At 35.3% G+C, this 15,737-nt stretch carries 12 protein-coding genes; 10 read left to right on the forward strand and 2 right to left on the reverse strand.

Annotated features, from left to right (window positions below; all coding sequences use genetic code 11):
- The first annotated feature begins 149 nt into the window (after positions 1 to 149).
- From A9G11_RS10495 to A9G11_RS10530, 8 genes are all read left to right on the forward strand, one after another.
- Positions 150 to 866: an epoxyqueuosine reductase QueH gene (locus A9G11_RS10495; protein ID WP_065619561.1), complete on the forward strand. Its 717-nt coding sequence runs from the start codon at positions 150 to 152 to the stop codon at positions 864 to 866.
- A gap of 231 nt (positions 867 to 1,097) precedes the next feature.
- Entirely contained in the window at positions 1,098 to 5,372 is a 4,275-nt protein-coding gene (locus A9G11_RS10500; RefSeq protein WP_065619562.1) for an acyl-CoA dehydratase activase-related protein, read from the forward strand.
- 75 nt (positions 5,373 to 5,447) lie between these two features.
- Positions 5,448 to 6,056 carry a CDP-alcohol phosphatidyltransferase family protein gene (locus A9G11_RS10505; protein ID WP_065619563.1) on the forward strand — a complete coding sequence of 203 codons (609 nt, stop codon included), beginning with the start codon at positions 5,448 to 5,450 and terminating at the stop codon, positions 6,054 to 6,056.
- 13 nt (positions 6,057 to 6,069) lie between these two features.
- Positions 6,070 to 7,821 (forward strand): bifunctional alpha/beta hydrolase/class I SAM-dependent methyltransferase, encoded by a 1,752-nt coding sequence (locus A9G11_RS10510; protein WP_065619564.1) that lies wholly within the window; start codon positions 6,070 to 6,072, stop codon positions 7,819 to 7,821.
- Positions 7,822 to 7,833: 12 nt separating this feature from the next.
- Complete coding sequence (locus A9G11_RS10515; protein WP_065619565.1) at positions 7,834 to 9,153, forward strand: phosphatase PAP2/dual specificity phosphatase family protein; 1,320 nt, start codon at positions 7,834 to 7,836, stop codon at positions 9,151 to 9,153.
- A complete protein-coding gene (locus A9G11_RS10520; protein ID WP_065619566.1) occupies positions 9,153 to 9,632 on the forward strand; it encodes a hypothetical protein in 480 nt (159 codons plus the stop codon). The genes A9G11_RS10515 and A9G11_RS10520 overlap by 1 nt, the downstream gene beginning before the upstream one ends.
- A gap of 62 nt (positions 9,633 to 9,694) precedes the next feature.
- Positions 9,695 to 10,633: a phosphatidate cytidylyltransferase gene (locus tag A9G11_RS10525; protein WP_065619567.1), complete on the forward strand. Its 939-nt coding sequence runs from the start codon at positions 9,695 to 9,697 to the stop codon at positions 10,631 to 10,633.
- A gap of 150 nt (positions 10,634 to 10,783) precedes the next feature.
- On the forward strand, positions 10,784 to 11,047 hold the full coding sequence (locus A9G11_RS10530) for an HPr family phosphocarrier protein (protein WP_065619568.1): 264 nt from the start codon (positions 10,784 to 10,786) through the stop codon (positions 11,045 to 11,047).
- A 117-nt stretch (positions 11,048 to 11,164) separates the two neighbouring features.
- On the opposite strand, the gene A9G11_RS10535 is transcribed toward A9G11_RS10530, so the two are convergent.
- A complete protein-coding gene (locus A9G11_RS10535) occupies positions 11,165 to 12,526 on the reverse strand; it encodes an APC family permease (RefSeq protein ID WP_065619569.1) in 1,362 nt (453 codons plus the stop codon).
- 410 nt (positions 12,527 to 12,936) lie between these two features.
- Between A9G11_RS10535 and A9G11_RS14080 the strand changes: the two genes are divergently transcribed.
- Positions 12,937 to 13,110, forward strand: a complete 174-nt coding sequence (locus A9G11_RS14080; protein WP_081298535.1) for a PTS sugar transporter subunit IIA — start codon at positions 12,937 to 12,939, stop codon at positions 13,108 to 13,110.
- Positions 13,111 to 13,411: 301 nt separating this feature from the next.
- Here the strand turns inward: A9G11_RS14080 and A9G11_RS10540 are convergent, their stop codons facing one another.
- On the reverse strand, positions 13,412 to 15,094 hold the full coding sequence (locus tag A9G11_RS10540) for an amidohydrolase (protein WP_065619570.1): 1,683 nt from the start codon (positions 15,092 to 15,094) through the stop codon (positions 13,412 to 13,414).
- A gap of 151 nt (positions 15,095 to 15,245) precedes the next feature.
- Here A9G11_RS10540 and matP point away from each other — a divergent pair, with 151 nt between their 5' ends.
- Positions 15,246 to 15,710: a macrodomain Ter protein MatP gene (gene matP / locus A9G11_RS10545; protein WP_065619571.1), complete on the forward strand. Its 465-nt coding sequence runs from the start codon at positions 15,246 to 15,248 to the stop codon at positions 15,708 to 15,710.
- Positions 15,711 to 15,737 lie beyond the last annotated feature (27 nt).

Here is a 15,737-nt window from a genome sequence, read left to right on the forward strand (position 1 = left end):
ATGTAAAATTACTAACGTTTGTCAAAAAGTTTCAGGTTAACTATATGTTTGAGTATAATAACTTCACGGTTTAGCTTGAATAGAAGAAGGTATCACTATATCATAGCGAGCGTGAAAGACTTTAATTATCAAAATAAAATTGAGTCCTTATGTTAATCAATGCCAAAAATATTCTCGAAAAATTAAATCCACATAATAAAGTTAATTACGATGCCATTTTAAAAGAGGTGATAGCCGATTGGCAATTAGCAACCGTCCGTCCTAAACTCTTAATACATAGCTGTTGTGCGCCATGTAGTACTTACGTTTTAGAGTACTTAGCTCAGTATGCCGATATTACAATCTATTTTGCCAATTCCAATATTCATCCTCGGGTAGAGTATGAGTACCGAAGTGTGGTTCAACAAAAATTTATCGCCGATTTTAACGCCAAAACGGGTAATCACGTACAGTTTTTAGAAGCGCCTTATCAACCAGCCGAGTTTATTAAACAAGTTGAACATTTACGTGATGCGCCAGAAGGTGGAGAGCGGTGCCATTTATGTTATAAATTACGCTTGGATTTAGCGGCAATAAAAGCGCAAGAACTGGGATTTGATTATTTTGCTAGTGCCTTAACTCTCAGTCCCAAGAAAAATAGTCAGAAAATAAATGAACTTGGTTTTGAAATTCAAGAGATCTTTTCTGTTAACTATCTCCCTTCTGATTTCAAAAAGAATAATGGTTATAAGCGATCAATTGAGTTATGCAAAGAATATGATGTTTATCGACAATGTTATTGTGGGTGTATTTTTGCCGCCAAAGCTCAAGGTATTGATATGAAAAATGTCATTGCCATAGCTAAACAAGGTTTACAGACATTGTAAGCTATCATCTGCAATAAAATTTGATTTTTATCAGAAAAATATACTAAAACGTATGCTTAACCTGAAACATTTGGTCGAAATAACCGCTAAAAAGTGAGATTATTTATTCAGACATGTTAAAAAATAAAAGTTTTAGCTATAATAATTTTAATGGACAGGAATTACTAAAAGAATTCTTTATTAAAATATATTTATAAGTTAGGAATCATTTTTTAAACGTGAGTTTGTTTTATGTCAAAAATATATAGGCTCGGATTGGATGTAGGTTCAACAACGGCAAAATGTGTCGTTCTTGATGAAAAAGATAATTTTGTATATACCAACTATGTTCGTCATAATACCCATATTGTAGCAACTGTGCTTGAATTGCTTGATGAAATAAAACAGAGTCTTGGTGAGGATATTGTTTTATCAGTCAAGGTAACTGGTTCAGCTGGCATGGGGATTTCTGAAAAAGCTGGTATTGCTTTTATTCAAGAGGTTGTTGCTGCATCAGAAGTGGTTCAGCGTAAGTATCCAGAAGTTCGGACTTTAATTGATATTGGTGGTGAAGATAGTAAGATGATCTTCTTCTTCCCTGATCGCCCACCTGATATTCGCATGAATGGTAGTTGTGCTGGTGGAACAGGGGCTTTTATTGACCAGATGGCAACTTTACTTAATACACCTGTTCAAGAGTTCGATCAGCTTGCTCAAAAACATGATCAGATTTTCCCAATTGCATCTCGCTGTGGTGTATTTGCTAAAACTGATGTGCAGAATCTAATTAGCCGAAATGTTTCTAAAGAAAATATAGCTTATTCTGTATTACATGCCGTTTGTATCCAATTAATTAATACGTTAGCACGTGGCTATGATATTGTACCAAAAGTCATGTTAATTGGTGGACCATTTTCGTTTATTCCTACTTTAGGCAAAGCCGCTTTAGACACCCTAAAATTAAGTGATGAGCAGATTGTCAAAACTGAGCATCCAACCCTATTATCGGCTTGGGGTGCCGCAATCCACCTGCTTGAACGAACTGAACTACCGCTAACTGAGTTGATCCAGAAATTGAATGATTCAAGTAAGGTAAAAGTGAACGAGTCATTCAGATTAAAACCACTTTTTAATGAAGCACTTTCGTTTGATAATTGGAAGAAGAAGCGTAAATATATTGAGATCCCAAAAGTCAATTTAGCCGATTATCAAAAACAAACTGCCTTTTTAGGTATTGATAGTGGATCAACGACCACTAAGATCACTTTAGTCAGCGAAGATGATGAGTTACTTTTTACCTATTATGCACCCAATAATGGACACTCTATCACGGCCTTGATTAAAGGGCTAACTAAACTCAAAGAAGAGATTGAAGCATCCGGTAAACAGATCACTATCGCCAGAACCGGTGTAACGGGTTATGGTGAGGAGTTATTAAAAGCGGCGTTTGCTATTGATGACGGTTTGGTTGAAACCATGGCACATTTTGCCGCGGCCAAACATATTGATCCTGATGTAAGTTTTGTGATGGACATCGGTGGTCAGGATATGAAAGCCATTTTTATTGCTAATGGCGTAGTTAATCATATTGAATTAAATGAAGCTTGCTCATCTGGTTGTGGATCGTTTATTGAAACCTTTGCTAAATCCCTTAATTCAAATACCATTGATTTTGCTGATGCAGCTTGTAAGTCAAGTAATCCATGTGATTTAGGTACACGCTGTACTGTATTTATGAACTCTAAAGTGAAGCAAGCATTACGTGAAAATGCCACCATGGGGGATATCTCAGCAGGCCTTGCTTTTTCAGTGATCAAAAATGCGATTCATAAAGTACTCAAATTACATGATATGCGGAAGTTAGGCGATCATATTGTCGTTCAAGGTGGTACATTTAAAAATCCAGCTGTATTTAGAGCATTGGAACAGCTAACAGGAGCGCAGATTGCCAGTTCAAACATACCTGAACTAATGGGGGCATATGGCTCAGCTTTAGTGGCTAAAAATCATTATCAGCAACAAAATAGTAAATCGCAATTTATTGGTTTGGATAATTTGGATAAAGCGTTAGACAATAGAGCTAAACCTTCACGCTGTAAAGGATGTGAAAATAATTGTGATATTATGATCTATCGTTTTGCTAATGGACAGCGTTATTATTCCGGCAATAAATGCGAGCGTTTTTTAAGTAATAATCAACAGAAAGATAGCAATTCATTTAATATGTTTGATTATAAAAATGCCTTGTTATTCGATCGTACGTCTCAGTCAAATCCTGATGCCAAAATTAATATTGGTATTCCTCGTGTGTTAGGACAATATGAAAACTTTCCGTTCTGGCATACTTTATTAACGCAAAGCGGTATTAATGTCACCCTCTCACCTTATTCGACGCATCGTATCTATGAGAAAGGGGCGGGTACGGTAATGTCCGATAGTATCTGTTTCCCTGCTAAATTGGTACATGGTCATATTATTGAGTTAGTTGAGAAAAAAGTTGATCGAATCTTTATGCCAATGGTGGTTTTTGAGGCGACGCAATTTGGTAATGCAGTAAACAGTTATAACTGCCCGATTGTGAGTAGTTATGCTGAAGTTATGAACAGCGCTATTAATCCGGAAATCAAATATGGTGTACCATTAGATTATCCTGTTATTAATTTTACCGATATCAAATTACTTAAAAAGGGTTGTATACAATATCTACAATCGTTGGGTATTGATAAAAGTGTAGCAAACAAGGCGTTTTCGGCAGCCTTAAACGCTCAAGCTCAATATAAACAAGCGTTATATAATAAAGCAATTGAAATACTCAATAAAGCAAAAGAAACAGGGCGTTATGTCTTTATTTTAGCCGGCCGACCTTACCATAGTGACAGCTTAATTAATCATAAAACACCAGAGATCTTAAATGCATTAGGGTGTGATGTGATCACCGAAGATTCGGTATTAGGATCAATTAACCAATTATCACCGGAATTGCAGATTTGTTCACAATGGAGTTATCCTAATCGTTTATATGCTTCGGCCTCATTTGTTGCCGAGCAAGCAAATAATATTCAGTTTGTGCAATTAAATTCATTTGGTTGTGGACCAGATGCAATTGTAACTGATGAATGTAAAGCTATATTAGAATCAAAAGGAAAAACCTGCACGATTATTCGAGTTGATGAAATTACCGCAACAGGATCAGTAAGATTACGGTTACGTTCAATTATTGAATCTATTCGCATGAATCGCAATCAACCACTGAAAACAACCGAGCGTAAAAAGACCGCAATTTTTGGTGTAAAAGATAAACAACGACGTACTATTTTAGCGCCGTTTATTTCTGACTTTTATTCACCCATTTTACCGCCGATTTTTGCTTTATCGGGTTATAAACTTGAAACTTTACCAAAACCAGATAAAAGTTCAGTAGAGTGGGGGTTAAAATATTGTAATAACGAGATTTGCTATCCAGCAACAATTATTGTAGGCGACATAATTAAAGCATTACGATCGGGTAAATACAATCGTGATGAAGTTGCTATTGGGATCACCCAAACTGGAGGACAGTGTCGTGCAAGTAGCTATTTGTCGTTAATTAAAAAAGCTATGATTAGTAATGGTTTTGATGATATCCCTATTATTTCTTTAAGTACCGGTAATATTAATGAAATTGAACAACCAGGTTTTAAAATTAATTGGTTAAAGACGTTACCAATCACCTTTTTTGCTATGTTATTTGCTGATTCATTGTCCAAAATGTACTACGCTATTGCGCCAAGAGCGCGGGTAAAAAAACAAGCTAACCAGCTTAAAGAGTACTACACCAGAAAGTTACAGCAAATCATTAGTGAACGTAAAGGGCATAAAGCTATTTATGCACTTTTATCTGATGCCGTAAATCATTTCAACCAAGTTGAGACACTGAATAAAGAGTGTCCGCAAATTGGTATTGTTGGTGAAATTTATGTTAAATATAATAGTTTCGGTAATCAACATAGCGTAGAGTGGTTAGTTGACCAAGGTATTGAACCAGTTATTCCACCAATGATTGAGTTTTTTGCACAATGCTTCGTTAATTATGATAGCAATGTAGAGAATCATCTGTTAACCAAAAATTATCTTTCATACCTTTCGCACTTTTTTGAAAAAGTGGCACAAAGATATATTAATAAAACTAACCAGATATTATCAGGATTTAAATATTATCAACCTTTTCATAGTATTCGTAATATGGCGAAAAAAGCCGAACAAATTCTTAATCTATCCAATCAATATGGTGAAGGTTGGTTGATTCCAGCTGGGATTATGACATTTGCCGAACACGGCATTAACAATGTGATTAGTTTGCAGCCTTTTGGATGTATTGCTAATCATGTTGTTTCTAAAGGGGTTGAAAAGCGGATGCGAGATATTCATCCAAAACTAAATTTATTGTACTTAGATTTCGATGATGGAGCTGGTGAAGTAAACGTTCTCAATCGTTTACATTTTATGGTTAGTTCATTAAAGTATACACAACTGCAAAGAATTGTATAATGAATGATAACTTAAATATTACCGCTTGTTTATTTAAGAAAATAGATAAGCGGTATTGAATAATTAGGATTGCTTGTGTTATCAATTTATCAATTAAAACCAAAGTTTCAATCACTACTCCGCCCTTATGCGAAATCTCTTTTTGATGCCAATATCACCGCCAATCAAGTAACCCTTGCTGCCTGTATTGGTTCCATTTTGATCGCCTTGCTTGTTGGTTATTTAGCGCAGTATCAAATGATATTTATATTGATACCATTATGGATGTTTATCCGCATGGCGCTTAATGCGATAGACGGTATGTTAGCACGAGAATTTAATCAAAAATCTAATTTAGGTGCTTATCTAAATGAGATCTGTGATGTGATCTCTGATAGCGTTTTATTATTAATTTTTACTCAAATAGATGCAGTGAGTAGTAGTTTAGTCATATTGGTAGTTATTCTTTCATTTTTAACGGAGTTTGTAGGCGTGTTAACCGTCATGATCGGCGGGTCGAGACGCTACGATGGACCAATGGGTAAAAGTGATCGTGCTTTTATTTTTGGTGTGATAAGTTTTGGTATAGCGACTCATTTATTACCTTTGTACTGGATTAATGTTTTATTGTGGATTATCAGTCTGTTATTGATTTACACGATAGTTAACCGCATTAAAAAAGGTCTACAGGAAGTTGCTAAATAGCTAGGAGAAAAATATGCGTCAACAGCAAGAAAAAACATTTATTAGCCATGATGGTTGTAAGTTATTTTATCGCTATTGGCCAGCACAAGATAGTGAAACAAATAGTACTCAAGCAATAGTCCTTTTTCATCGAGGACATGAACATTCCGGACGTGTAGCCCATTTAGCGGATGAAATTGATCTCCCTAATTACCAAATTTTCGCTTGGGATGCCAGAGGTAACGGACAATCGGAAGGTGAACGAGGTGATGCTGAAAATATTGCTTCTCTGGTAAAAGATGCTAATTGTTTTATTGACCATATTACTCACCAATATGCTATTGCTCAAAAAGATTTAGCCGTTATTGCCCAAAGTGTGGGGGCAGTTATTGCAGCAACTTGGGTGCATGACTATGTGCCGAACATTCGAGCTTTAGTATTAGGTTCGCCAGCCTTCAGTGTTAAGCTTTATATTCCTTTAGCTGTACCCGGATTAAAGCTCCTTTATAATTTTAAAGGTAATTTTTTTGTTAATAGTTATGTTAAACCTAAATTATTAACTCATGATACGCAGCGAGCAGAGTCATTTGCACAAGATCCTTTAATTACCAGACGAATTTCTGTACGTCTGCTACTTGATTTATATACGGTATCAGATCGCATCGTGGAAGATGCCAATGCTATTACTGTACCAACTCAGTTATTGGTTTCAGGTTCAGATTATGTGGTAAGACGTAAACCTCAAAAACTGTTCTATCAAAATTTAGGTACAGAACAAAAAGAGTTTCATATTTTGCCTGGATTTTATCATGATACCTTCGGGGAGAAAGATCGTCAGATCGCTATCGATCGCGCCAAACGTTTCATTTTGGGTTGTTTTGCCAATGAACCTCAGTCTCCATGCTTATTAAATGCCGATCGAGTAGGGTATACACGACTGGAAGCTGATAATTTAGCCTTGCCAGTAACCGGTTGGATCAAACCCTGGTACTGGAAATTTATTAAAGCTAATTTGAAATATGCTAGCAAACTTTCTGAAGGGATAAAACTTGGATTTGAGACAGGTTTTGATTCGGGAAGTACACTTGATTATGTTTATCGTAATCAACCAACCGGTTCATCTAAACTTGGACAATTTTTCGATTATACTTACCTGCAATCTATCGGTTGGCGAGGTATTCGTCAGCGCAAAGTCCACTTAGAAGAGTTATTGAAACTTGCTATCGATCTATTGCATCGACACAATCAATCCGTTGATATCGTCGATATCGCAGCCGGACACGGTCGCTATATTTTAGAAACCATTACTCAAATAGCTGATAAACCTGATTCAGTATTACTCAGAGATTATAGTGATATTAACATCCGTGACGGTCAAGCATTAATTGCGGAAAAAGGCTTAACGAGTTTGGTGCGTTTTGAAAAAGGGGATGCATTTAGCCGACAACAACTTGCTCAATTATCGCCTAAACCAACATTAGCGGTGGTTTCCGGCTTATATGAGCTTTTTGGTGACAATCAACTGCTTTGCGACTCTTTGTCTGGTTTAGCAGATTCGATGCCGGAAGGCGGATATCTGATATATACCAATCAACCTTGGCACCCTCAATTGGAATTTATTGCAAGAGCGTTAACTTCTCATCGTGACGGTCAGCCTTGGATTATGCGACGACGAACTCAGCTTGAAATGGATCAATTAGTTGCTCATGCTGGGTTTAAGAAGATCACCATGCGTATTGATCAGTGGGGAATATTTACGGTATCACTGGCTCAACGCATTAAATAATTAGTGACTAAAATGTTAAAATTTAGATTGAACCAACTAACCTTATATAAATTTATTTGGTTAGTTGGTTTGTCGATCTTTTTCTTTGCCAGTTACAATTTTGCCAATTGGTTTGCTTCAACCCGAAATAATGTAGGCAGTTTAGTTTTTGATTGGGAAGTGTCAATTCCGCTTTTACCTTGGTCTATTGTACCTTATTGGTCGATAGATGTTATGTATGGTCTGGCAATTTTATTGACCCGCTCAAGACAATCACTTAAAACTCTCTGTTTACGTCTTTTGTCTGCACAAATTATTTGTATTATCTGTTTTTTGTTATTCCCACTTAAATTCAGTTTTGAACGGCCAGCTTTAGACGGATTATCTGGCTGGTTATTTGATATTCTAATGGGTTTTGATAAACCTTTTAATCAAGCTCCTTCGTTGCATATTACTTTACTGGTCATCTTATGGGCATTTTATAATAGCTATCTTCGATCTTTTTGGCGTTACTTGTTACATTTTTGGTGTTTATTAATTGGTATATCGGTATTAACTACTTGGCAACACCACTTTTTCGATATTCCGACTGGGATCTGGGTTGGATGTTTTTGTATATGGTTATGGCCTGCTAATGGATTATCCCCTTTAAAAAGGGTCCAACCACCTAAGCAATATTTGTGGTCTACGTTCTATTTTACCTGTTGTTTACTCTCTTTTGGCATCGCCATTTACTTACAATCATGGGGACTGTGGTTACTATGGTTGTCAGCGGCGTTTCTGCTTGTGTCAGCGAATTATCTGCTGTTAGGTGCAAAAGGATTTCAAAAACAGACTAACGGACATTTTAATTTAGCTGTAACACTTCTATATTTGCCATATTTTATCATTATGTGGATAAATTCACGTTTATGGACTTATAACAATCATGAGATAGATCATATTCACGAAACGATTTATTTAGGACGTATCCCCTCAACTAGCATATTGATTAAAAATCAATTTATTTCAGTTGTGGATCTTTGTGCAGAGTTACCTATTGGTAGGTTTAATGGTCATTATTCGTTGATAGCTGTCCTTGATATGACGCCGTTAACGGCACAAGATTGTTGGAAAGCCGCAACTCTTATTGAACAATATTATTCACAAGGAAAATTATTAGTTGATTGTGCCTTAGGTTATTCTCGAAGTGCAACTGCTATCATTGCCTGGTTATTAATGACGAAAAGGGCATCCAATATTGTTGATGCTATTAATATAATAAAGGCTGGTCGTCCTAGTATTGTCATTTCAACACAACAACGACAAATTTTGGAAGATTGGATTGCTCAGCTTAATAATAGGGAACAATGATGTTAAAGAGTTATTCTGTCCAAACAACAGATCATATAAATAAAACCGCATTAGTCACTTTTTGTAGTCTACTTGGTTTGAGTAAAAAATTGGATAATTTTTCGCAGTTATTAACCATTTTAGTTATAGGTATTGGTATGATTGCAAGTTGGTGGTTTCATGCAGTTCTATTATCTATTTTTTGTGCAGTTATATTTATAATTGGTGTAATTGCTAAATATTATGCCTTACGACTTTCTCTTGATAAAACACTATTTGATTACTTGTCTCAAAATCCAGAGCAATTGTCTGAAATACTACTCGAATTGGATGAGGCATTAGTGTCATTTAATTTAATCAAACCAAATTCGCAATCGCCTCGAACATTTGTCGATCGTCAGCATGGCACAATACAATTATTAAAAAAACAGTTAATAATGCTAATTATTCAGCTATTGTTATTAATCGTTACGCTTTTGACTGGCATTTTTTTGCAGTAAATAAACTGCTAGTTGCGTATTTATAGCAAATTTTAAATTGAATTAGCGATAAGGGGAAAAAGATGTCTAGTTACCAACATGATACATTATGGCTTTTTATGGGCATCGGGCTTTTTCTTGTTGTCGCTTCAATTATTGGTTGGATATTGAAAAGTCGTGTTAAAGCGCCTAATAGCGTAATTGATAATTTAAACACTCGTATTAATGCATGGTGGGTGATGGTGGTGATTATAGGTGTTGCTTTTTTACTTGGTAAATTGGCGGTGATTTTCCTATTTTTTGTCGCTTCAGGTCTGGCTTTACGCGAATTTCTTATTTTAACTCCAATTACACGTTATGATTACTATGCACTGTTATTTGCTTTTTATGTGGCACTTCCGGTGCAATACATCTTAGTGGCTGTATCATGGTATGGTCTATTCAGCATTTTTATTCCTGTTTACGTTTTTTTGTTACTCGCTATATTGGCTTCAATTACCGGATCAACCAATAACTTTTTAGAGCGAACCGCAGAGGTTCAATGGGGATTGATGATCACCGTATATAGTATTTCTTGCGTACCGGCATTGTTGGCATTAGAAATCAACAATTATCAAGATCGGAATTTATTACTTATCGCTTTTTTAATTTTGGTGGTACAACTTTCTGATGTATTACAATATGTATTTGGTAAGTTATTTGGTAAACATAAAATTGCCCCCAATTTATCACCTTCAAAAACGATTGAAGGTTTTTTCGGAGGTGTTTTATCAGCAAGTTTTATCGGCGCCTGTCTTTTCTGGATAACGCCATTTGGCTTTATTCAAGCTGGCTTAATCTCTTTGCTCATCACCTTATTTGGTTTTATGGGAGGATTAGTAATGTCAGCTATAAAGCGAGATCGAGGAGTAAAAGATTGGGGTAATTTAATAGGTGGTCATGGTGGTATCTTAGATCGTCTAGATTCCGTCTGCTTTGCTGCGCCAATTTTTTTCCACGTTGTACGCTATTTTTGGGTGTAACGATTATCGAATATTCAAATAATTATAGATAAAATAGACCAGTGCTGTTGTTAGTATAAAAAATTGCATGTAAAAAAGAGCAAAATGATTAAATTTATGATATAAATACACAAATTTAATTAACTTAACAATATAAATAAGGACCTTATTATGTTAAAAGAGCAAATGGTAGTTAAAAATTCAACTGGACTTCACGCACGCCCTGTAACAACGCTTGTTAAATTGGCCGGTCGCTACAAATCAACAATTGAACTTGTTTATAATGAAAAAACCATTAAATTAAAAAGTATGATGGGTCTATTAGGTGCTGGCGTCAAAGGTGGCTCAACTGTTGAAATTATTTGTGATGGTGAAGACGAACAAGCCGCTATGGATGAAATTCGTGAACTTTTTGCTTCTGGCTTTGGCGAATAATAGCTGAAAAAGTAAACCGTAAGTTTTGTAAGATATTTATTCCGTCGATATTGATCGACGGAATATTAAAAAAGACAGTACTAAGTAGTATAAAATAGAGATAATGATCTGATTAATTCAATCTTTGATAATAGAATTTAGTTCATTATGACCAATTGAAGGTAACATACATTTGAAACCTTTAGTCAGATAGACTAAATAAATAAAACCAATTGCCAACCAAATTAAACCGACAATCATCGCCGTAGCATCAAGACTCGTCCATAACCATAATGAAAGTAGTACACCGATTAAAGGTAATAACCCATATTTAAAAATGGCAGTGCCTGTGCTACCTTTGACTTTACCTAGATAACTCTTAATGACACATAAGTTAACAAAAGTGAAAGCAACTAATGCACCAAAACTAATCATTGAGACAACAAGACTAAGTTCTAATACTAATGATAACAATGAAAAACATGCAACAAAAATAATAGATAGGTAAGGTGTTCTAAAACGATGATGAATTTTATAAAAAATTTGTTTAGGTAACACTCCCTCTCGTCCCATTGCATAAAATATTCTTGATACACTAGTTTGAGCCGTCATCGCTGAAGCAAATACACCAGTTAAATAGGCTGCTTGAAAGAAGTTATACATAAAGTTGCCACTTAGGTGACTGATTTCGCCAACACGGCGAACAACATATAAACTTGCAATGTCTTCTTTACCAATCAGGTCACTCCAAATCGGGTAAGCTAAGTGCGCACTATAAGAGACAATTAAAAAGATACCGCCAGCTATGGCTACCGTCCACAGTATTGCTCTAGGTAATGATTTTTGTGCATCATTTGATTCTTCAGCTAACGTAGCTATGGCATCAAAGCCTAGAAAAGCAAGGCAAAGCACCGCAGCGCCCGAAAGTAAACCACTAAAATCATGTGGACTGATTTGAAGTGGTTTTAGCATTGTTTCTGGCGAATGATCGACATTGGTGAAAGCTAAAAAAACAAATAATACAATAAAAATTAATTGAACAATGATTAATGTAAAATTGACAGAGTTAATTAATTTGATACCTATAAAGTTTAAAAGACTTACACTGATTAACGCTCCTAATACAAAAACATAAGCTGGTATAAAAGGAAATGTATCATGCAGGTAAATGCCTAAAACCAAATAATTTAATATTGGTAAAAATAGGTAATCAAGAATTTGCGCCCAACCCACTAAAAAACCAATTTTCCCGCCAAACGTATATTGCACGTATGAATAGGCAGAGCCAGCAATAGGTAATTTATTTGCCATACGGCAATAACTCAATGCTGTGAAAAAGATCATTGCAAGGGTGATAATATAGGCTATAGGTAAGTGTCCATTGCTTAAAACTGTAACTTGCCCATAAGTGGTAAAGATCCCTAAAGGAACCATGTAAGCTAAACCAAATGCAATCAATGCAGGTGTGGTTAAAACTCGTTTCATTTTTATTGTGGACATGACTTTGCTCCTCTGTCCAAAAAAACAATAAAAAACTACTAAGTATAGTTTTGCCTTTTTACCCGCTAAAAGCGGCAGGGAATTTTCCCACATTATTGTAAATATGCAAGCCAATTTTTTGTTAATTAATGGAAAAGTGAACAATTTGCTAAATTTGGGATTATGTATGAACTAAATTTAGGCATGTCAAAATAAAAAAAGGGTCTCGGGAAATAAATGACTGTATGTTTATTCGTATTTATCTGTGTCGAAATAGCGTGTTAGTTAGCTAGTTTTTATCAATTAGAAGAATATATTTATCGCATCAATCCCTGTTATATCTATTAAATTAACAAACAATGTCATTAATCAAAATCTTTTATCATTGATTTTATGATAGCAAAAGTGAAATTTATTTAACTGGTGTAACAATGTTTGTTGCAGATGTGATGGCTCATGAGCAAGAGATAGAGATGAAAGTTCTACCTAATAATATTGTATTGTTTCATGCTAAAAGCAGTGTGGTTAAAACGCTTTTCATTGCAATACCTAAAAATAGTACAGGTGTCGTTTGGAACAATAATAAAGTGAAATTAAGTGTTTAAATTAATTCTTCTGAACAGCTAACCAAGACCATTTAATCATAATTGCTAATTTAGCTTCTAATTTAGTTATGGATGATTTTGTCGACAATTTACTTAACAGTGACAAATACTATTGTTGATAAAATTCGAGGTTTGTAGGAATAATAAAGAGATTGTGGCTATTTTATATTTTAGCAAAAAGAATGTAGTTGACCACTATGATGCCAATGAAGTGGAATAACGTTCGATATTATAATCAACACCGATATTTTATCGGTGTTGATTATGTACTGTAAAAATGATAGACGTTAACGAGTCTGTATTATTGTTGGTTATAAACTGTTTTACCGCCAACAATAGTCGTTAAGACTTTTACTTTACTTATTTCAGTTGCAGGAATAGTAAACGGATTACGATCTAAAATAATTAGATCGGCAAATTTACCTTTTTCAATCGAGCCGATATACTTATCTTGTTTTAACACATATGCGGCATTAATTGTTGCACAACGTAACACTTCGTTAACCGTTAAATTGCGATCGCTATTTAAACGAGGATAATCGGGACTAATTTGCCTTGTCATGGCAATTTGAAAATCATACCACTCATTTAAAGGATCAATTGGCCAATCACTACCGAATGCACATTTAACTCCGGCATCGATATATTGACCGTGTGCCTCTAAACCATTGTAACGTTCTGAACCAAACAGTGTTTGATACTGCTCAATCATTGCTGAACTGCATCCTGCCCATTGAAATGAAAATACTACCGAAGTATTTAATTGTTTATATCTGGCAAACTGATGCATAGCACTTAATTCATTGTGGGCAGTACTAGGGCGAATATCGGCATCAGGTAATACTTGACGCATTTTTTCAATGGCATTAAGCACAACTTCAATCGCTCCTTCACCTACCGTATGCATATGTGGATGAAAGCCTGCTTTTGCTGATTCGAGAATTAATGCATCTAACATTTCAGTTGAATAGTAAAGATCACCATAGCGATCTTTTTCAGTCGCTAAATGATAGGGCTTAAGTAGACGAGCGGTCATTAGTGGTGCTTGCATAACACCGTCAACAAACAGTTTAGTATGGGAAATTTTGATTCCGGGTTTCGGTTGCCAGTTTTTATCATCATAACGTTTGGCAAACTGTTTAACTTTATTCACTACATTAGGAATATCCTCAATGGTAGAAATATCACCCGGCGGTAATTCACGTGCGCCAAATAACCGAATGGATAATTGGTCATGTTGTTGAAGATTTAAATATGCATCAGCTTGTAACTCGGTAATTCGTGCATCCATTACTGCCGTGACGCCTTGTTTATTTAGTTCTGTTTGCGACAATTTGGCAATATTAACCGCTTGTTCAGCAGTTATTTTAGAAATACTATCAAATGCACGCATTGCTGGTGCATCTTCTAAAATACCATTTAATTCTCCGTCGTGAGTGCGACCTATTTTTCCATCTGATGGCTCTGGTGTATTTCTGTCAAATCCAAATTTTTCTAATGCGATACTATTTGCAACGAGTGTGTGACAATCGTTGGAAAAGAGAATAACAGGGCGTTTAGTGTTAAGTTTATCAAGATCAAAACGAGTAATATCTGTGCCAATGGGCAAAACTTCTTGCCTCAACCAACCGCGAACTTGCAACCAACTGTCACTATTTTTTGTAATATCTTCGTCTAAATATTTTTGAATAATTGCTAAAGTAGCATCTACGGTTAAACTCTGATAATTTAAATTACAAGAGGATAATTGCGTTCCACCCCAAAAAGTATGAAGATGAGTATCAATGATCCCAGGCATCATGGTTTTACCCTGTAGGTCATAAATGGTCGTATGATGATCAACGAAATTACTGTTATTTATTTCTTTGGTACTACCTATTGCAGTAATATACCCATTTTCAATCGCGACTGCTTCACACACACTATCATGTTGATCAGCGGTATAAATATAGCCGTTTATATAAATAACATCAGCTTTAGCCATTATTGGTGATTCCTTTAAATAGAGATCAAAATCAAAGATGAAACGATAGCAGATTTATAAAAAATTTGTCAAATGCAATAATTTTCTTTATTGTGTGAGGGGATTATGCTACAAATAATCTATCTTAGTTACAGCGTCACATGGTAAACAGATGAAATATCAACAACTAGAAAACCTTGAATGTGGTTGGAAGTGGCACTATCTAGTAAAAAGGCATTCAGAAGGTGAGCCGATTACTCGCTATATAGAAAAAAGCGCAGCTCAACATGCCGTTAATGAATTATTGCTACTAGAACGTAATCCAACCGGTGTGGTTGACTGGATTAAACAGCATTTAAACCCCGATTTAGATAATCGCATGAAGCAAACAATTCGGGCAAAACGAAAACGACATTTTAATGCAGAGCAACAGCATACCAGAAAAAAATCGATTGATTTGGAATTTCTAGTTTGGCAACGATTAGCGAATCTAGCCAAAAGAAGGCGTTCTACGTTGTCAGAAACGATTACGCAACTAATTGAAGATGCTGAGCAGAAAGAGCAATATGCAACCAAAGTATCGACAATTAAAGATGATTTACTATCACTACTTGATGTAAAACAAGATAGTAAATAATACAAACAACAGAATAAATAGGTTTAA

Source organism: Gilliamella sp. wkB108 (assembly GCF_001690195.1).
Classification (GTDB): Bacteria; Pseudomonadota; Gammaproteobacteria; order Enterobacterales; family Orbaceae; genus Gilliamella; species Gilliamella apicola_L.